At 51.3% G+C, this 18,386-nt stretch carries 16 protein-coding genes; 12 read left to right on the top strand and 4 right to left on the bottom strand.

Annotated features, from left to right (window positions below; translation table 11 throughout):
• Window positions 1-47 precede the first annotated feature (47 nt).
• Window positions 48-1,040: a 1-aminocyclopropane-1-carboxylate deaminase/D-cysteine desulfhydrase gene (locus G8770_RS07190; RefSeq protein WP_167184013.1), complete on the top strand. Its 993-nt coding sequence runs from the start codon at window positions 48-50 to the stop codon at window positions 1,038-1,040.
• On the top strand, window positions 1,040-2,191 hold the full coding sequence (locus tag G8770_RS07195) for a cyclic nucleotide-binding domain-containing protein (RefSeq protein ID WP_167184016.1): 1,152 nt from the start codon (window positions 1,040-1,042) through the stop codon (window positions 2,189-2,191). The genes G8770_RS07190 and G8770_RS07195 overlap by 1 nt, the downstream gene beginning before the upstream one ends.
• Here the strand turns inward: G8770_RS07195 and G8770_RS07200 are convergent.
• Entirely contained in the window at window positions 2,170-3,198 is a 1,029-nt protein-coding gene (locus G8770_RS07200; protein WP_167184019.1) for a DUF1853 family protein, read from the bottom strand. The two genes, G8770_RS07195 and G8770_RS07200, sit on opposite strands and share 22 nt — an antisense overlap.
• 74 nt (window positions 3,199-3,272) lie before the next feature.
• Here G8770_RS07200 and G8770_RS07205 point away from each other — a divergent pair, with 74 nt between their 5' ends.
• The 7 genes from G8770_RS07205 to G8770_RS07235 all read left to right on the top strand — a co-directional run bounded on the left by G8770_RS07205 (window position 3,273) and on the right by G8770_RS07235 (window position 10,552).
• On the top strand, window positions 3,273-4,154 hold the full coding sequence (locus tag G8770_RS07205; RefSeq protein WP_167184022.1) for an NAD(+) kinase: 882 nt from the start codon (window positions 3,273-3,275) through the stop codon (window positions 4,152-4,154).
• An 81-nt stretch (window positions 4,155-4,235) separates the two neighbouring features.
• On the top strand, window positions 4,236-5,198 hold the full coding sequence (locus tag G8770_RS07210; RefSeq protein WP_341771097.1) for a metallophosphoesterase: 963 nt from the start codon (window positions 4,236-4,238) through the stop codon (window positions 5,196-5,198).
• The gene (locus G8770_RS07215; RefSeq protein WP_167184028.1) at window positions 5,195-6,115 is read left to right on the top strand and encodes a rhomboid family intramembrane serine protease; all 921 of its coding nucleotides are present in this window, start codon (window positions 5,195-5,197) and stop codon (window positions 6,113-6,115) included. Before G8770_RS07210 ends, G8770_RS07215 begins: the two co-directional genes overlap by 4 nt.
• A 54-nt stretch (window positions 6,116-6,169) precedes the next feature.
• Window positions 6,170-6,433 carry a YeaC family protein gene (locus G8770_RS07220; RefSeq protein WP_167184031.1) on the top strand — a complete coding sequence of 88 codons (264 nt, stop codon included), beginning with the start codon at window positions 6,170-6,172 and terminating at the stop codon, window positions 6,431-6,433.
• Window positions 6,434-6,440: 7 nt separating this feature from the next.
• Window positions 6,441-7,301, top strand: a complete 861-nt coding sequence (locus G8770_RS07225) for a DUF2797 domain-containing protein (protein WP_243760318.1) — start codon at window positions 6,441-6,443, stop codon at window positions 7,299-7,301.
• A gap of 77 nt (window positions 7,302-7,378) precedes the next feature.
• Entirely contained in the window at window positions 7,379-10,051 is a 2,673-nt protein-coding gene (gene pepN / locus G8770_RS07230; RefSeq protein WP_167184034.1) for an aminopeptidase N, read from the top strand.
• A 45-nt stretch (window positions 10,052-10,096) separates the two neighbouring features.
• Window positions 10,097-10,552, top strand: coding sequence for a hypothetical protein (locus tag G8770_RS07235; protein WP_167184036.1), 456 nt, complete (start codon window positions 10,097-10,099; stop codon window positions 10,550-10,552).
• 44 nt (window positions 10,553-10,596) lie between these two features.
• On the opposite strand, the gene G8770_RS07240 is transcribed toward G8770_RS07235, so the two are convergent.
• The 3 genes from G8770_RS07240 to G8770_RS07250 form a co-directional block, all read right to left on the bottom strand.
• Window positions 10,597-11,178 carry a DUF488 domain-containing protein gene (locus G8770_RS07240; protein ID WP_167184039.1) on the bottom strand — a complete coding sequence of 194 codons (582 nt, stop codon included), beginning with the start codon at window positions 11,176-11,178 and terminating at the stop codon, window positions 10,597-10,599.
• Between the two features lie 58 nt (window positions 11,179-11,236).
• Window positions 11,237-11,797 (bottom strand): hypothetical protein, encoded by a 561-nt coding sequence (locus G8770_RS07245; RefSeq protein WP_167184042.1) that lies wholly within the window; start codon window positions 11,795-11,797, stop codon window positions 11,237-11,239.
• Window positions 11,798-11,927: 130 nt separating this feature from the next.
• The gene (locus G8770_RS07250) at window positions 11,928-13,529 is read right to left on the bottom strand and encodes an isocitrate lyase (RefSeq protein WP_167184044.1); all 1,602 of its coding nucleotides are present in this window, start codon (window positions 13,527-13,529) and stop codon (window positions 11,928-11,930) included.
• Window positions 13,530-13,638: 109 nt separating this feature from the next.
• Between G8770_RS07250 and G8770_RS07255 the strand changes: the two genes are divergently transcribed.
• The 3 genes from G8770_RS07255 to trmH all read left to right on the top strand — a co-directional run bounded on the left by G8770_RS07255 (window position 13,639) and on the right by trmH (window position 18,266).
• Complete coding sequence (locus G8770_RS07255; RefSeq protein ID WP_167184047.1) at window positions 13,639-14,583, top strand: LysR family transcriptional regulator; 945 nt, start codon at window positions 13,639-13,641, stop codon at window positions 14,581-14,583.
• Between the two features lie 344 nt (window positions 14,584-14,927).
• Window positions 14,928-17,096 carry a malate synthase G gene (locus G8770_RS07260; protein ID WP_167184050.1) on the top strand — a complete coding sequence of 723 codons (2,169 nt, stop codon included), beginning with the start codon at window positions 14,928-14,930 and terminating at the stop codon, window positions 17,094-17,096.
• Between the two features lie 459 nt (window positions 17,097-17,555).
• Window positions 17,556-18,266 (top strand): tRNA (guanosine(18)-2'-O)-methyltransferase TrmH, encoded by a 711-nt coding sequence (gene trmH / locus G8770_RS07265; RefSeq protein WP_243760319.1) that lies wholly within the window; start codon window positions 17,556-17,558, stop codon window positions 18,264-18,266.
• Window positions 18,267-18,386: the final 120 nt, after the last annotated feature.

Below are 18,386 nucleotides of genomic sequence, written 5' to 3' on the forward strand. Positions count from 1 at the left end.
TTACCTCTTAGCCTTATCATTTATTGCCATCTATGATCTCTGACTCCATGAACCTGAAGCAATTGTCTGGCCAGCACCCAGAGTATTGGGCTGCGCTGAACCCGGTTGAAGAAGTGGATTTTGAACCACTGAGTCGCCTGGGTATCGCTCTCTTGATGAAGCGTGAGGACCGTCTTGACGCCAGGCTCTCGGGCAACAAATTGTATAAATTGTACGGTCATTTACAGGCTGCCCAACGACAGGGGGCCCGCTGTTTAATCAGCTTCGGTGGCTACTATTCCAACCATCTGCATGCCTTGGCCTTTCTCGGTAAAGCCTTGAATCTTCGCGCCGTCGGTTGCGTTCGGGGGCATTGTCCCGAATCACTGTCGATAACGCTGCAGGACTGCCTGGCCCAGGGCATGGAGCTTGAATTCCTCGGTCGGCAGGAATTCAGGGCCCTCCAGTCTGCACAGGGTGTGCAATCGCTGCGGCAAAAATACCCCGAAGCCTATGTGATTCCCGAGGGAGGAGGGGAGGCAGCCGGAAGGCTGGGGTGTGAGATGATAATGTCCGCAGTTCGCCGCCAGACCTCCCTGGCCAACACGACAGTGTGCGTCCCCTGTGGAACAGGAACCACCCTCGCTGGTATGCTGGGTAACAGCTTGAGCGGCGAGTCTTTTCTGGGGTTTTCAGCGCTCAAGCTGGGGGGGCGTCTGCAAGAATATAAAGACAGTATCGCCCGGCAGGTAGAGCCAAGAGCCTGTGGTGGACATTGGGATATCGTCGATGAACACCATTTTGGGGGGTTTGCCAGGGTAAAACCGGAGTTGTTTGAGTTCATGAAGCAATTTGAGGCGAGTACGGGAGTGCTTTTGGACCCAGTGTATACCGCCAAGCTGGTGTACAGTGTGACTCAGCTGGCGCAACAGGGCTATTGGAGTGCAGGGCACCGGGTGCTGGTGGTTCACACTGGTGGGTTGCAAGGGAGAAGAGGACATAAGGAATTGATGAGCATACCAGACCAGAGATCAATGAGTGGCCGGCAGGGGGATATCTGATGGCGCCTGTCGAGCAATGTGCACCAGGACAGCCTGGTGTTGACCCCAAATTACTGAGCACTCTAATCCCCCTGGGCAGCCTTATGGAGGCTCATCAGCAGGAGTTATTGGGCAACAGTGAGGTGTTGTATCTCTGTCAGGGGGATTCGCTGTTTCACATTGGCCAGTATGACCAGACTGAGTTTTATCTGCTCAGTGGCGAGGTGAGGCTTGAGTTTTCTCCCGATCGGCACGTATACGTGACAGCGGGCAAAGCATTTGCCCCAATAGCCCAGGCTCAACCCAGAAACTGCACTGCGTTTGCAAGCACCGATGCCACGTTACTCAAGGTAAATCGGCTGCACCTGGAGCGGCTGTTGGGCTGGAGCCAGGCGGCCGAGCATTTATTGGTAGACCTCTCGATTCAGCGGGACCTCGATGAAGATGCTGTGTGGCTGGATACGGTGTTGCGCTCCAACTTGTTCCTGAAGGTGCCACCCACGAATGTGAATAACATCATCAAGCACCTGGTGACTCGGGTGGTCAACGCCGGTGAGGTCATTATTCGCCAGGGCGACCTGGGCGATTGCTGTTATTTCATTAAAGAAGGGGTGGCTGATGTAACCCGAGCGGATGTTGCGCCAGGTGCTTACACGCGAGGCGTACACCCGGAGCATTTGGCCACCATCTGTGAGGGGCGCTGTTTTGGGGAGGACGCCTTGATTCAGGAGACCCGCCGAAACGCCACTGTGACCATGCAAACCGATGGCGTTTTGCTGGTGCTGGACAAGCACCGGTTCCTGGGCTTGCTGAAAGAGCCGGTTGTTGACGAAATTACCCCACAGACACTTCAAAGCTCAGGACACCAATGTATCTTTCTGGATGTCAGGACCGAGGCCGAGTACAACCTGGGGCACTTGGCTGAATCGGTCAATGTGCCGTTGCATTTGCTGCATCTCAAACAGCGTCTTCTCGACCCCTCAAAATGCTACATTGCCTACTGCAACAGTGGCTTGAGGTCGCGTGTGGTTTGTCATTTTTTACGCGAAATGGGCTATGAGGTGGTGTCCCTCCAGGGCGGCATAGCCTCACTGGAGCGTGAGTATAAGCAACAACACTGGAGCCGGCGAGATTACTTTTTGAAAAACGGTCAGGTAATGGAAGGCCATTGATTGGGAACGACAAACAGGCGTTCCTGTTCGCGCCAGTGGTTTGCTGAGGGTGCCAGGCGTATCACCTGCACCGGCTGTTGGTGTGATGCGAAGTGGGTTGTCAGCAAGTCATGCAGTGCGCCAGTGGATATGGCATCGGACTTGTTTGATAGTGGCACCGCCTGTGGTGACAACCACTGATGGCGCGCCAGCAATACCCAATAAGTGGGGGGCATTGATGTCAGCTCTTGCAGCTTTAGCCAGCGGCCTCTGAGGTGAAGGGGGTGAAGGTAGGCGGGAAGCTCTTTACCCGGCATCCCTCTCGCGGGGTAAAACAGCCGCCCCCGCATGATCAATTGCGTCGTCAGTTTTTCTACTTGCCAGTGGGCTGGCAAGGTGATGGCTGCAGAGCAGATCCGGTCCGTGGACTTAGCCGCGGGGTGTAAGCGCTGCAATTGCTTATCAACCAGCTGGTGCCATTTCAGATCCAGTCGGTCAATGGCTTGGGGGCCAACCCAGCTGTAGCGACTGTCAGCGCGTTTCTCTCTGGGCAACTTGTCACTTTCAATGCCGAGGTAAAATTTGACGGCCAGTTCACTGTGAACCAGCTCCCCGGTGTTCGGGTTCCAGCTGACCGCATCCACTTCTCCCAGAGTTTTTCCATTCTGGTGGAGCTGGATATTGAAGCGGTGCTCCAGATGGGGGGAGCGGCGTTGCCACCAAAATTGCCAATAGTATTCGAATTGGAAGCCCAGGCGGCTGGAAGGACACTGCTTCATCCATTGTTCCAGTGGCTCGGGCGATTCATCCAAAGACTCAAGCCACGCGCAATCCTGCGGAGTCATGCCGTTATCAGGCGCAGCGGACAGTGGCAGGGTCTCATCTGACCTGGTATGGCTGCTGGAGATGGTGGCACTTTGAATGTGCCTGACGTCCACCAGGGGGGGGCTGAAGATGCACCAGGCCAGATTGCGTACCAGCGGGTGCTTCAGTGCTGAGCGCGGTGGCTGCAGGTAATCGGTCTTCATTGGCAATTGGTGTCCCTGACGAGAGTGACTTAAACCGCTATAATAGCTAACTTTCTCGTTTTAAGAGCTCAAATATGTCGGAATTTAATCGTATTGGCTTGGTCGGCCGCCTCGGCAGCGACAGCGCTCTACACACGCTTAAAAGGTTGATACGTTACTTGCAGTCCAGAGGATTGGACATCGTATTGGAGGAGGAGACGGCGGCGGCCCTTCCCGGACACCTTTTGGAAGTCTCTACCAATGAAACTCTGGGCAAAACCTGCGACCTGGTGATTGTCGTGGGCGGTGATGGCAGTTTGTTGGGGGCCGCGCGAGCGCTTTCAAAATACAACGTGCCTTTGCTGGGGGTGAACCGGGGTCGTCTCGGGTTTCTGACAGACATTACCCCGGATGATATCGAGGTACTGGTGGCCGACGTCCTCGATGGCAAGTATATGATGGAAACCCGCTTTTTACTGGATACTTCGGTGATCCGAAAAGGTGCCTTAATCGGCGGGGGCGACGCGCTTAACGATGTCGTAATCCACCCCGGCCGACTGATCCGGATGATTGAGTTTGAACTCTACATCGATGGCCAGTTTGTCTACAGTCAGCGATCTGACGGTTTAATTATTTCGACTCCGACAGGGTCAACAGCTTATGCTTTGAGCGGCGGAGGGCCTATCATGCACCCGAAGCTCGATGCCATTGTGATAGTCCCTATGAACCCCCACACCTTGAGCAGTCGCCCGATTGTCGTTGACGGTAACAGTGAAATTAAAATCATTGTCGGGGAAGAGAACTCAGCTTACCCTCATGTGACCTGCGATGGCCAGAATCATGTGGTGACGAACCCCGGTGATGAAATTCACATTCACAAAAAACCTCATAAATTGCACTTGATACACCCGCTGAATCACAACTTTTATGAAACCTGCCGAACCAAGTTGGGGTGGGGCAGTCACTTAGGTAATTAAAGCGGATCAATTGTAGAGGTTATGACGTTGGACAAGGCTCTCTCAAGCCAGGCTCTCTTAACTGAGGTGCTTTCATCGCAGGTGCAAGTCGATGTTTTCGGCGATATTCACGGGTGTTTCACGGCCCTGCTAAAACTGCTTGATCGACTTGGCTATGAAGAACAGGACGGAGTCTATCAGCATCCCGAGAGGCTGGCGGTTTTTGTTGGGGACCTGATTGACCGCGGTCCCCAAATTCGAGAAACACTGGATCTGGTTTACCGCATGCATCAGGCCGGCAAGGCCTTGATGGTCCTGGGAAACCATGAATACAACGCCATTCGTTTTCAGCAGGAGATCCTTGTCTACTTATTGGCGGGGGATGACAGCGGCATACCGGATCGCCTGCAACGGTTGATGAAAGAAACCCTGGACCAGTTCCGGGATTTCCCCGATGACTGGCAAAGATTCACCCAATGGTTTTCCGCCTTGCCGCTGTACATTGATGCCCCGGCCTTTCGTGTGGTCCACGCCTGCTGGGATGAAAGCCTCATTGACGAATACAAATCGCGCTACCCCCAACCGGAGCTGACGCAAGAGTTTATTGCCGCCTCCAAACAAAAAGGCTCTTTTGAAAGTCAATTGGTCGATCGTTTGACTCGCGGTACCAGCATGCCACTTCCTGATGGTATGCAGCTGCACAGCGAAGACGGCTTCATCCGACGTTTTTTTCGCACCAAATTTTGGGAAGAAAGCCCCAAAACTTATGGTGACGTGGTGTTCCAGCCCGATCCTTTGCCCTACGATCTGGCAGAGCACCCGATCAAGAGTCATCACAAGGGTAAACTCTTGCAGTACGATTCCAGGGCCATTCCAGTGTTTTTCGGTCACTACTGGCTGAAGGGGCGGCCGAAACCTCTGCAGCCAAACGTCGCCTGCCTGGATTACAGTGCAGTAAACTTTGGACGTTTGACGGCTTATCGGTTTTCGGGAGAATCCGTTTTGAGTGAGGATAATTTTCAGTGGGTATACGTTGAACGAGCCGATAAAGGGGAAAGCGTGTGAATTGGTATAAAGTGGGTTCATTTGCACTGTCGATGGACTTGAGCCCCTTGCTCACCCAGTTGAAACAACAGGGTGTTGTATATCGGGTGACAGAAGAGCCGAAAGGCCAGTGCTTGTGGTTAAGCAATGAATTACAAGCAGGGCAACTCAAGCAGTTCATCCATGAACACGGTTTGGACTCCCTGCAACCATCGACGATGGGCGAAGCTGCTGTAAAAACCACCGCCTCACTGCAGGATGGTGAACAGTTTATGTGGCGTAAATTGTTTGAGCTGCGCCGGGCCATGGGGCATTACCCCGTGACATTATTGTGTATTTTGCTGGGGATCCTCGGGGCAATTTGTGTTCATTACGATCATCAGTTAACCCTGGTTTCCCTGCTGACCTTTCAGCCGATCTATATTGTTGGGGAACACGTTGGGCTGGGGACCGTCACAGAAGGCTTGTCACAAGGGCAGTATTGGAGGTTGTTCACGCCGGTATTTTTACACTTTGGGCTGTTTCACATCCTGTTTAACGGCCTTTGGATCTGGGAGTTTGGTCGTCGGATCGAATTGGGGCTGGGATCTGCCATTTTATCGGGGTTGATTATCACTATCGGTTTGGCCAGTAACCTGGCTCAATACTGGTGGGGTGGGGCGTCACTGTTTGGCGGCCTGTCCGGAGTTTTGTATGGCTTGATGGGTTTTTTGTGGATTTACAATAAATTCAGGCCTCACCCTGTGTTTGCACTGCAGCCGGGCATCATTGGCTTTATGATCGGCTGGATGGTGTTAGGTATGACCGGTGCGGTAGATTTCTTCATGGACGGCAGCATTGCCAATGCGGCTCATTTTGGAGGCTTAATGGCGGGTATTCTGCTGGCGCTGGTAGTCACCAAATTCATTAGCAAGCCCCCCGGACTGTCGCCGTCCTGACAGATTAATGATTGTGCGCTCCATGGATTTATTGAAGATTGAGAGATGTAAATTATGAACTTTGACGACGTTTTAAAATCGATTACACCAGAGGTGTATGAAAACCTGAAAACGGCCATTGAATTAGGAAAATGGGCCGATGGACGAAAACTCACTCAGGAGCAGAAGGAAAACTGCATGCAGGCCGTGATTGCGTATGAGTTAAAACATATACCTGCTGAAGAAAGAACCGGTTATGTGCCACCCAAGGCCCATAGCCACTGTGGCAGTGATGGCGAGATTGCCGAGCCCGAAGATCAACCCCTGAAGTGGCAATAAAAACTTTATGAGTAAAGACATGATGAGCTTCGAGCTTCTCGGCAGCGGTCATTTGGCGAAAATGATGACCAATCATGCCCAACCGGTTCAATACCACCTGCCATTGAATGACGCTCAAATTGCTCTGTTGCCGTTAATCGGTCGGTCACTGCGTATTGAGTACAAAGGTGAGATACATTGCCAGCACTGCGGTCGAAAAACCAACAAGAGCTTCAGCCAGGGATACTGCTATCCTTGCTTTAAGGCACTGGCACAGTGTGACAGCTGCATCATGAGCCCGGAAAAATGTCATTTTGACGCAGGCACCTGCCGCCAGCCAGAATGGGGTGAAGAGTTTTGCATGACGGACCATATTGTCTATCTGGCAAACTCTTCCGGTATTAAAGTGGGTATTACCCGCCTGTCCCAAGTGCCGACACGCTGGATGGATCAGGGGGCGATTCAGGCTTTGCCTATTTTTCGGGTGGCAACTCGTCAGCAATCTGGCTTTGTTGAAGACATCCTGCGCGAGCAGGTCAGTGATAAAACCAACTGGAGAAAAATGCTCAAGGGTGACGTCGAGTATCTGGATCTTGCCGCTATACGCGATGAACTGCTCGACAATGCCTGGAACGATATCGTGGCATTGCAAAAGCGCTTTGGATTGTCCGCCATCCAGGCCATCGATGATGGTGATGTCTATGAGTTTGAGTACCCGGTTGAAGAGTATCCCGCCAAAGTGACGACTCATAATCTGGACAAAACCCCTATCGTAGAAGGGGTTTTGAAGGGCATCAAAGGGCAATACTTAATATTGGATAGCGGCGTTATCAATATCCGTAAATTCGGTGCATACAATATCAATTTTTACGCTCAGCCCATCAGCTGACCAATTTTTTTCATTCAGTTTTTTGAACCATGGCGCAAGCCAGACACGCATCAGGGTAAATCGCCTGAGGAAAAATTATGAAAGACGCACAGCCAAAAAGCATCTACTTGAAAGATTACAAACGACCAGACTTTCTGATTGAAAAAACAGAGCTGCATTTTACCCTCGACCCCAGTGAAACGTTGGTGCAATCGCGTTTGGAAATACGCCGTAATCCTGAAGCTAATACACCTGCTGCGTCGTTAGTGTTACACGGTCAGGAGCTGGAGCTGATCTCCCTCAGTATTGATGGCCACGCACTGTCTTCAGCAGGCTATGACGTGGGACCAGAAGCCCTGACGATCAGTACAGTACCTGACGAGTTTGTGTTCGAGGCAGTGGTGAAAATTAATCCCGAGGGCAATACCAGCCTCGAAGGTCTCTACAAATCCCGAACCATGTATTGTACCCAGTGCGAGGCTGAGGGCTTCCGAAAAATCACCTACTATTTGGACCGTCCGGACGTCATGAGCGAGTTCCTCACCACCATTGAGGCCAGCGAGTCTGACTTTCCGGTGTTGTTGTCTAACGGGAATTTGATTGCGAGTGGTGAAGCAGACTCGGGTAAACATTTTGCCACCTGGCACGATCCGTTCAAAAAGCCCGCCTATTTGTTTGCCTTGGTGGCCGGTACCCTGGATTACGTAGAAGATACATTTACCACCCAAAGCGGTCGCGACATTACTCTGCGTATTTTTGTTGAAAGCAAAGACATCGACAAATGCGATCACGCCATGCGCTCCCTGAAAAACGCCATGCGCTGGGACGAAGAGGTCTACGGTCTTGAATACGATCTGGATATCTTTATGATCGTCGCAGTGGATGATTTCAATATGGGGGCCATGGAAAATAAAGGTTTAAATATCTTTAACACTTCCTGCGTGCTCGCCAAGCCAGAAACCACCACCGATGCCGGTTTTCAGCGGGTGGAAAGTGTGGTTGCGCATGAGTATTTTCACAACTGGTCCGGAAATCGGGTGACCTGCCGTGATTGGTTTCAGTTGAGCTTGAAAGAAGGCTTCACCGTCTTCAGGGATTCTCAGTTCTCCGCGGATATGAATTCACAGACTGTGAAGCGAGTAGAAGATGTCAGCGTCCTTAGAACGCTGCAGTTTGCTGAAGACGGTGGCCCAATGGCTCACCCGGTGCGCCCACCGTCTTTTATTGAAATTTCAAACTTCTACACACTGACTGTTTACGAGAAAGGCTCTGAAGTGGTTGGGATGATACACACCTTGCTGGGGGCAGAGAACTTCCGCACAGGCAGTGACCTCTATTTTAGCCGGCACGACGGTGAAGCGGCAACGATCGAAGACTTTGTCGCGGCCATGGAAGAGGCGTCCGGGCGAGACCTGGCCCAGTTTACCCGCTGGTACAGCCAGGCAGGCACGCCACGAGTGGTCGCCTCAGATACCTATAACGAAGACAGTGGGACCTATACCCTGACCTTGGCACAATCGTGCCCGACCACACCGGAGGCCAAAGCAGAAGAAAAGCTGCCATTCCATATTCCTATCGCGATGGGGTTATTGGGTGACGCTGGCAATCTGCCGATTCAGCTGCAGGGACAGCCTGCCGACCCGGATACAGACGACAACACCAATATTGTGCTCGAATTGACCGAGCCTGAGCAGACTTTTGTATTTGAGGGCGTCACCGAAAAGCCCACACCAGTGTTGCTGCGTGGATTTTCAGCGCCGGTCAAACTCCACTACGATTACAGTCGTGAGCAATTAACGGCGATCATGAGCCGCGACAGTGATGGTTTCAGTCGTTGGGATGCCTGTCAAAAGCTGGCGGTTGCCGTGCTTGAGGATGTGATGCAAGCGTATCGTGGTGATCAGGCCTACCGTGTAGATCCACTATTGGTCGCAGCGTATCGAGCAATTTTAATCGACACCTCTCTGGATAAGGCGATGGTGGCGCTGATGCTGCAGTTGCCTACGGAAGCTTATCTCAGTGAAATTGCGACTGAAATTGATGTCGAGGCGATTCACTTTGCCCGCCAATATGTGCGCAAACACCTGGCCGCAGCGCTGAGCGCTCAGCTTGAGGCGGTTTACCAGGCCAGCAACGAGGTCGTTCCTTTTTCCGTCAGCGCCAGCGCTATTGCCAGTCGCAGCCTGAAAAACACCGTATTGAGTTACTTAATCTGCACGGATACTGACGAAAATTTACAGCTCGCACAACAACAGCTGGCTAATGCCACCAACATGACTGACGAGCTGTCGGGTTTAACGGCCATCATCAACAGTGAGCTGGCAACTGACGCTCAGCGGAAAACCGCACTGGATGAGTTTTATCAGCGTTGGTCCGCCGAGGCTTTGGTGGTCAATCAGTGGCTGGTGGCCCAGGCTAATGTTGCGCGTGAAGGTGGACTGGAGCGTGTCATGGACTTAATCCAACATGAAGCTTTTGACATCAAAAACCCAAACAAGGTGAGATCGGTGATCGGGGCTTTTTGTAGTGGCAACCCGGTGAATTTTCACCGTCAGGATGGGGCCGGTTATGAATTTCTGGCCGACCAGATTCTGGTCCTGAACAAGCTGAACCCGCAAATCGCTTCGCGTCTGCTAACCCCCCTGACCAAGTGGCGCAAGTACGACAAAGGTCGTCAGACCTTGATGTGCAATGCTCTTCAGCGAGTGTTGGCAGAACCGGCGCTCTCTAAGGATGTGTACGAGGTTGTGTCAAAGAGCTTGAAGGATTAACCGGTTATTTCAAGCCGTTCGTTTGCTGTGAATGGAATGTAAGAGATGTCACGTGAAGAAGAGATGTATGTTCATTTTCAGGATTGTTTGGCTGGATTAAATCGCGCCTGGGCTATTTTTTCTGAACTGGAATTGGACCGTATGCCGCCAGTGCTGGTGATGGCGGCTTTCAATATGGGGGTTATTGAATACTCCAAACCATTCAAGGAATCCTACCGCAACGGAAAAAAGCGTCACTCATTGGGGTTGCCCCTGGCGTCAGAAGATGATCATTTGTTGCACCAGTATTTACTGGGGTTGCGCGACCACGCGCTTGATCACTCCGAGTCAACAGTTGAGGGAGCCGCGATCTATGAAGGTAAGGACGAGGGCTTCCGTTTTCCTGTGATTTTGTCGGAAGCACATGAAAAATGGCCGCCAATTCGTGAGATAAAATTGTTGATTGAAAAGGTGTTGGACGTTTATTACGCACAATTGCCACAACTGCTAAAACAACTTTAACGCAGAAGCCGTCTGTCAACGCCCCTGGGTGGAGCAATCTCGACCTACTCGGGGCGCCGATAGGACGTTTTCTTGAGCTGCAGCTGGTAAGCTTGTTTAAGCTTTTCCTGGGTCGTCAGAAACAGGTCTTCTTCCAGGTTGTGCATTGTGGGCAATCTCTCTTCCAGGGATTGCTGGGACTCAAGCTCCCCCTCGTGGGTGATATGTTGAAGCTCCATCCCGAGTTCGTGCTTGAATGCATAGCCTATTAGCAAGCTGCGATGGCAGCTTGCCGGGTCTTTTTCAGCACACATTAACCCAATGTGAAAACCGCGCTGCAGGCCTGTTTTGAGACGGGCCAGGCCTTGTTGGAATAAGGGTGAATGCATCAGTCGATCAAACTGCACCTGTCGACAGTCGTCATAGTGATTATCGTCTTTAGAGCGCGGGCCCAGCTCATTGCCCAAATACACATACTGAATGCCTGCCCGTTTTAGATGCCCTTCGATAGCACCCTGATGATAATCAAAAAAGACTTTGCTGAAAGGAACCGAGCGGACATCGGCAAGCGCAGAGATACCGTATCGCTGTAACTGAGCGATGAAGGTATCGATGGGTTTGGTTGCGTAGCCGATGGAATACAGCATACTCATCAAGTCCGGGGCAGTGCCGAGTGACGCTTATTGCATTGTACCTTGGCGTTGATCAGGCGTTCACTTCTTGAACGTATTGGGCCTCAATGTCGTTGCCGTAATACGCCATACCCAATTTGTTGAGGTAATCCAGTCGATCGGCTTTCATCAGATCAATAGAGGGCACTTCAAGGCCGTTGACTTCATAGAGGCCGGACACAAAAGCCATAAATTGTTCGCCCTCATCAAGCATCAATAGGCTGGCTGCACCCACGTCGGGCTTAACACCCGCCTGCAGATCCTCAGGCAGTGTAATCTCAATCACGACAGGGGACTCGTTGCCCTGGATACGAACACTGCGGTTACGTACGGTCTGCTTAGCCCAGTAATAAGCCAGCTCTTTGCTTTGCGTCAAAAAGACCGGCTCAACGGATTCGGTATAGCTGTTGCCAATGGTCGCCATGGTTTGCTTGGCTGCCTGTTTCATGGCCTGATCGCCAGAGCGCTTCAAACCATTTATCAAAATCGATTCCAGCAGTGCGGAAGATGTGCCGTGATACCAAATCGTACCAACTGCAAAGCCTTCGTTCGACAAGAGTTCTTTAGAGTCCTGCAAGTGAGTCGGTGTTGTCATCTGTAGTAGCCTGCTTGGGGTTAATTACTCTGCTCTAGATTAACGGTTGTGCTGGTTTTTATCAAAAACCGTTTTATCAAAAAAGGCGGCCGAAGCCGCCTTTTTACACACTTTACCGGGTCAGCAACAATTAGATGTTGTTGAACTGGTTAGAAGTGTTTTTAGCGCCACCAGCTTTCAGAGCCAGTTCACCAGCGTAGTACTCTTTGTGATCGTCACCGATGTCAGAACCAGCCATGTTTTGGTGTTTAACACACGCAATACCTTGACGGATTTCTTTACGCTGAACACCAGCAACGTAACCCAGCATTCCAGCCTCACCGAAGTACTCTTTTGCCAGGTTGTCAACAGACAGGGCAGTGGTGTGGTAAGTGGGCAGAGTGATCAGGTGGTGGAACACGTTCGCTTCACGAGAACAGTCAGCCTGGAAGGTGCGCACGCGAGTATCAGCTTCTGCAGCCAACTCGGAATCGTCGTAGTCAGCGCTCATCAGACGGTCACGGTCGTAGCCAGACAGGTCTTTGCCTTCAGCGGCCCAGGCGTCGTACGCCTGCTGACGGAAGCTCAGAGTCCAGTTGAAAGATGGGGAGTTGTTGTAAACCAGTTTCGCGTCTGGGTGAACTTTACGAACATCGTCCATCATGTCCTTAATTTCGTGCACAGTCGGGACGGCTGTTTCGATCCACAGCAGGTCAGCGCCGGCATTGATGGCTTCGATACAGTCAAAGACGCAACGCTCATGGCCAGTGCCTTGACGGAACTGGTACAGGCCAGAAGGCAGACGCTTGGGACGAACCAGCTTGCCGTCGCGGCTGATCAGGACGTCGCCTTCAGCAGTGTCTTCTGGAGAAACTTCTTCGCAATCCAGGTAAGAGTTGTAAACGTCACCTTGGTCGCCTTTTTCACGCACAACCGCGATTTCTTTGGTCAGGCCAGCACCTTCAGAGTCGGTACGGGCAACGATCAGGCCGTCGTCAACACCCAGCTCCAGGAAAGCGTAACGCAGGGCGCGCAGCTTGTTGTGGAAGTCAGCGTGAGGAACGGTCACTTTACCGTCCTGGTGGCCACATTGCTTCTCGTCCGCAACCTGGTTTTCAATCTGCAGACAGCAAGCGCCGGCTTCGATCATTTGCTTGGCCATCAGGTAGGTCGCTTCAGCGTTACCGAAACCGGCATCGATATCAGCAATGATGGGCACTACATGAGTTTGGTGGTTGTCGATCTGAGCTTGAACTTCAGCTTCTTTGGCAGCATCACCAGCTTCACGAGCAGCGTCCAATTCACGGAACAGGCCACCCAGCTCACGAGCATCGGCTTGACGCAGGAAGGTGTACAATTCTTCAACCAGGCCAGCGACAGCAGTTTTCTCGTGCATGGATTGGTCAGGCAGAGGACCGAAATCGGAACGCAGAGCAGCTACCATCCAGCCAGACAGGTACAGGTACTTACGCTCGGTAGTGCCGAAGTGCTTCTTGATAGAGATCAGTTTTTGCTGACCTACGAAACCGTGCCAGCAGCCCAGGGATTGGGTGTACTTGGTTTTGTCTTTATCAAACTCAGCCATGTCACGACGCATAATGCCAGCGGTGTACTTAGCGATGTCCAGGCCAGTCTTAAATTTGTTCTGAGCACGCATGCGAGCAGCAGATTCCGGGTTGATAGCATCCCAAGGGCTACCAGCGGCGGCCTTCAGTTCTGCAACGGCTTCGATGTCCTGAGTGTAAGTAGACATGATCGATCCTTTACTTTAACAACGGGTGGGTGAATTTGTTACCTGACAAAGTGTAGGGAGTCTGTCAGAATTAAACTAATTTATAGTTTCTATATTCGGTATTTCTTTAATGAATATTGCTCGCATTGACCTGAATTTGCTTGTCTATCTGGATGTGCTCTTGCGTGAGCGCAATGTCACCAAAGCCGCTAACCAGCTGGGGATCAGTCAGCCCGCCATGAGTAATGGCCTGAAGCGCCTGAGGGCACTGTTTGATGACCCGTTGTTGATCAGAACCAGCGAAGGAATGACTCCCACGGAAAGAGCAAAAGAGTTGGAGCCGGAAGTACGATCTATCTTGGTCAGTCTCGAAAAAACCGTACAGCCAAGAACGGAATTCAGCGCCAAGGACAGCTCAAGAGTCTTCCGTATTATGGCAAGTGATTACGCTGAATGTACGTTAATACCCGCCATTTTAAGCCGATTAAGGAATTTGGCGCCTAATATTGTGCTGGACATCCTGACCCCCAGTGACGTCACATTTTTGGATGTGGAGCAGGGGCGTGTGGATATGGTGATTAACCGGTTCGACAGTATGCCGCAGTCCTTTCACCAGAAAACCCTCTGGTACGACAACTTCAGCTGTCTGCTCAGTAAGGATAATCCCGTGCTGGGCTCTTTTAATCTGGACACTTATCTGCAGGCTCAGCATGTCTGGGTGAGCAAAACCGGCATGGGTATCGGGGTTGGTGTAAACCCGGCGGATGTACAGCGTCTCGGCTGGGTGGATGAAGTGCTTAAATCACTGGGTAAGAAGCGCCAGATAACGATTTTCACCCGCCACTATCAGGCTGCCGCGTTGATGGCGGAACAAAAAGACCTGATTGCCACGGTCCCCAGCAAACTCGCCAAGCTGCAAATGTCGAACAACCGGGTCAGCATCATGCCGCCCCCATTTGAAATCCCACCGCTGGAGCTAAAAATGGCCTGGAGCCCTTTGCTGCAAAACAACCCTGCACACCAGTGGATGCGACGCTTGATTACTGAAACGGCCGAAACCCTGGATAAGTCATGACCAAAATACACCCGATGAATACCGAGAATAAAAACGATAAATTAGTTTAATGTCGAGCCGCTGGGCTACACTTTCTCGATAGCTTTTTATGGAATCCAAAGCATTGATGCAGATTGGTGCATTGACTTGATGTTGAACGGCTAGCGCTTGCTCGACTATTAAGCAGGTTGACCATCAGCGGGGTAGCTAGAGGTAGTTTCACGACAGGTCACTTAACCACAGGGCTTTACGGCCAGCGGTTAAAACGGCTCCCATTGACTTAACTACACTTTGTTTACCATTCCCCGGTTTTCGCTCACCCGGTTTTGATTCCTGTCCATCCCATCCACAAAGGCGGATTGTTTATGACTTCACGTATCCAGAAAGGCGGTCTTCAGATCGCAGAAGAACTCTACAACTTAGTAGCTAACGACATAGCGCCGGGTACAGGCGTCGATGTTGATCACTTCTGGACAGAGTTTGAAAACATTCTGAACGACCTCGCTCCTAAAAATAAAGCACTACTGGCAAAACGTGATGATTTGCAGGCTCAGATCGACTCGTGGCACACCGAGCGTGCCGGTCAACCGCACAACGCTGAAGACTATAAAACCTTCCTGCAGGAAATAGGTTATTTGTTGCCAGAGGGACCCGACTTCAAGATCACCACGGAAAACGTAGACCAGGAAATTGCCGAGCAGGCCGGTCCCCAGTTAGTGGTGCCCGTAAAAAATGCCCGATTTGCCCTCAACGCGGCCAATGCTCGCTGGGGTAGCTTGTACGACGCACTGTATGGAACAGACGCGATTTCAGATGAGGATGGCGCGGAAAAAGGTTCCGGCTACAACCCAAAACGCGGTGCTAAAGTCATTGCCTTTGCCCGCAATCATTTGGATGTTGCCGCACCATTGGCGAGCGGCAGTCACGCTGACTCGACCTTGTACGCCATCAAAGATGGAAAGCTCAGCATTACCCTGGCAGACGGTACGGTGACGGCACTGGCCCAACCGGAAAAGTTTGTTGGCTACAACGGCAGCGAAACTGCGCCCTCGGCGGTGTTACTGAAGAACAATGGACTGCACATCGAAATTCAAATTGATGCGCAAGGCAACATTGGTAAAACAGACCCGGCTAACGTTCAGGACTTGTTGGTAGAAGCGGCGGTAACCACCATTATGGATTGTGAAGACTCTGTCGCTGCGGTGGATGCAGAAGACAAAGTCGAAGTCTACGGCAACTGGCTGGGGCTGATGAAGGGCACGTTGAGTGAATCCTTTGAAAAGGGCGGCAAAACTGTCACTCGCGCCATGAATCCGGACAGAATCTATAAAGGTGCAGACGGCTCTGAATTGACCCTGCATGGCCGCAGCCTCTTGTTCGTGCGGAATGTTGGCCACCTGATGACCAACCCCGCCATTCTGGATAAAGATGGCAACGAAGTGCCGGAAGGCATCATGGATGGCATGGTCACGGCTTTGGCCGCCATCCACGACCTCAACAATTCCACCAACCGCAAAAACAGCCGTGCCGGTAGCGTCAACATTGTGAAGCCAAAGATGCACGGCCCCGACGAAGTAGCGTTCACCGTTGAGCTGTTTGAGCGCATTGAAAAAGCGCTTGGCCTGCAAGAAAACACCTTGAAAGTCGGCATTATGGACGAAGAGCGTCGTACGACCGTTAACTTGAAAGAGTGTATCCGCGCGGCCCAGCAACGTGTGGTGTTCATTAATACCGGCTTCCTGGATCGTACCGGTGATGAAATTCATACCTCTATGCTGGCAGGTCCGTTTGTACCTAAATCTGTCATGAAACAGCAAGCCTGGATTGGTGCTTACGAAGATTGGAACGTCGATATTGGGATTGAGTGCGGACTGCCAGGCAAGTCGCAAATTGGTAAGGGCATGTGGGCCATGCCAGATGAAATGGCCGCAATGCTGGAACAAAAGATCGGGCACCCCATGTCTGGCGCGAACACCGCCTGGGTACCGTCTCCCAATGGCGCTACACTGCACAGCACACATTATCATCAAGTGAACGTGTTTGAGCGCCAGAAAGAGCTGGCTAGTCGCGGCCGTGCCAGCCTGGATGACATCCTGCATATTCCTCTGCTGGAAAACCCGGCGTCGTTAACGGCAGAGCAAATCAAATTTGAGCTCGACAACAACGCTCAAGGTATTTTGGGTTACGTGGTTCGCTGGATCGATGCCGGTGTTGGCTGCTCTAAAGTTCCCGATATTAACAACGTGGGCTTGATGGAAGACCGTGCAACGTTGCGTATTTCATCCCAGCACCTGGCCAACTGGTTGGAGCACGGGATCTGTACTCAAGAGCAGGTGATGGAAGCAATGCAGCGGATGGCCGCGGTTGTTGATACTCAAAATGCTGGCGATGCAGATTACGTTAACATGGCACCCGGTTTTGACGGCATTGCGTTTCAGGCGGCCTGCGATCTTGTCTTTAAGGGCAAAGAACAGCCTTCAGGTTACACTGAGCCTTTGTTACATGCGTACCGGATTGAGTACAAAGCAAAGTAACAACTTTGTTTCCTGTTTTTTAATTTCCACCACCTTTAATGCCCGGCAAGTTCCGGGCTTTTTTGTATGTTTTGATAACGTCGCGAAACGCAAAGGCGTAAGAAAGCATGAAGCTTTTGTTAAAATGCTGCTTCTGCAGTTAAGGCGCACTAACGCTTTATGCACACATAGGGAACTTTCCGCATTGAATTCTGAAGAAACCTCTTAAATAGTTAAAATTGCGTATTGACTTGCCTAAGTTACTGATAAATATGACATATTCTGCAATGGTTGTTTTTTAATCAATCTGAGGGCGAGCCGTGATTTAAAGGCTTTTATGGTTTTTTATCTGAGTTACTAACAGTGTTATCCACCGTTTCTGTGGATTAAATAAAATGTGAATATTTGATGAAATTCTATTGCAAAAGCGTTACTTTTCGTTACCGCATCTGGCCCCACTCATAGATGCAATTCCGACCAATGACAGCAAAAGATTTTTACTCTATGACCCCGGAACGCTATGAGATTATTTGCAAAGTATTAAGGCAAAGGCAACCCGACCTGACGGTGATTACTGACGAAGTCCACAAAGGCCGCAATTTGTCCGCCATCGTAAGAACCTGCGATGCGGTGGGGATTCAGGAGTTTCATTGCGTGGAGCCCCGCAAGGGTTACCGGGCCTTCCGGGGGACAGCTCTCGGGAGTCACAAGTGGGTTGATACGGTTCTTCACGACAACGTTGTTGATGGGATAACCCATTTGCAAAAGCAAGGCTTTAGCATCGTCGCAGCGCATTTATCAGACAAGGCCGTAGACTTTCGTGCGCTGGATTACACCCGGCCGACGGCGCTGCTTATGGGAACGGAGAAAGAGGGGGTCAGCCCGGAAGCCCTGTCTTTGGTGGATCAGGAGGTTGTGATTCCCATGATGGGGATGGTCGAATCGTTCAATGTCTCGGTAGCCTGTGCCATCATCCTCACCGAAGTTCAGCGACAGCGACAAGCCGCAGGCTTATATGACGAATGTCGATTACCTGAGAGTGTCTACTCCACCAAGCTGTTTCAATGGTGTCAGCCCATTGTTCGCAAATTTTGTGACGAAAAAGACCTGCCATACCCGGAACTTGATGATGAGGGTGAAATTATTAATCCCTCAGAATGGTATCGACGTGTCCGTGAGGCAGGGTATTAGCCCTCTGTACGCATCACTGTTTACCAAAAACTATAGCGGCAGGGGGCAAAAAAAACGCACAGTCCTGGGGGAGGAGCTGTGCGCAAGACCATTAGGAGTGAAACATTTTAAGGTGTCTTG

This window comes from Pseudomaricurvus hydrocarbonicus (assembly GCF_011602365.1).
In the GTDB taxonomy this organism is placed as follows: Bacteria; Pseudomonadota; Gammaproteobacteria; order Pseudomonadales; family Cellvibrionaceae; genus Pseudomaricurvus; species Pseudomaricurvus hydrocarbonicus.

Excerpts from the sequence above, each read along its gene's own strand:
- G8770_RS07250 (WP_167184044.1), bottom strand. The coding sequence starts at position 13,529 with ATGTCTACTTACACTCAGGACATCGAAGCCGTTGCAGAACTGAAGGCC.
- G8770_RS07205 (WP_167184022.1), top strand. The coding sequence starts at position 3,273 with ATGTCGGAATTTAATCGTATTGGCTTGGTCGGCCGCCTCGGCAGCGAC.
- pepN (WP_167184034.1), top strand. The coding sequence starts at position 7,379 with ATGAAAGACGCACAGCCAAAAAGCATCTACTTGAAAGATTACAAACGA.
- G8770_RS07190 (WP_167184013.1), top strand. The coding sequence starts at position 48 with ATGAACCTGAAGCAATTGTCTGGCCAGCACCCAGAGTATTGGGCTGCG.
- G8770_RS07245 (WP_167184042.1), bottom strand. The coding sequence starts at position 11,797 with ATGACAACACCGACTCACTTGCAGGACTCTAAAGAACTCTTGTCGAAC.
- G8770_RS07200 (WP_167184019.1), bottom strand. The coding sequence starts at position 3,198 with ATGAAGACCGATTACCTGCAGCCACCGCGCTCAGCACTGAAGCACCCG.
- G8770_RS07225 (WP_243760318.1), top strand. The coding sequence starts at position 6,441 with ATGAGTAAAGACATGATGAGCTTCGAGCTTCTCGGCAGCGGTCATTTG.
- G8770_RS07240 (WP_167184039.1), bottom strand. The coding sequence starts at position 11,178 with ATGCTGTATTCCATCGGCTACGCAACCAAACCCATCGATACCTTCATC.
- trmH (WP_243760319.1), top strand. The coding sequence starts at position 17,556 with ATGACAGCAAAAGATTTTTACTCTATGACCCCGGAACGCTATGAGATT.
- G8770_RS07255 (WP_167184047.1), top strand. The coding sequence starts at position 13,639 with ATGAATATTGCTCGCATTGACCTGAATTTGCTTGTCTATCTGGATGTG.
- G8770_RS07195 (WP_167184016.1), top strand. The coding sequence starts at position 1,040 with ATGGCGCCTGTCGAGCAATGTGCACCAGGACAGCCTGGTGTTGACCCC.
- G8770_RS07235 (WP_167184036.1), top strand. The coding sequence starts at position 10,097 with ATGTCACGTGAAGAAGAGATGTATGTTCATTTTCAGGATTGTTTGGCT.
- G8770_RS07220 (WP_167184031.1), top strand. The coding sequence starts at position 6,170 with ATGAACTTTGACGACGTTTTAAAATCGATTACACCAGAGGTGTATGAA.
- G8770_RS07260 (WP_167184050.1), top strand. The coding sequence starts at position 14,928 with ATGACTTCACGTATCCAGAAAGGCGGTCTTCAGATCGCAGAAGAACTC.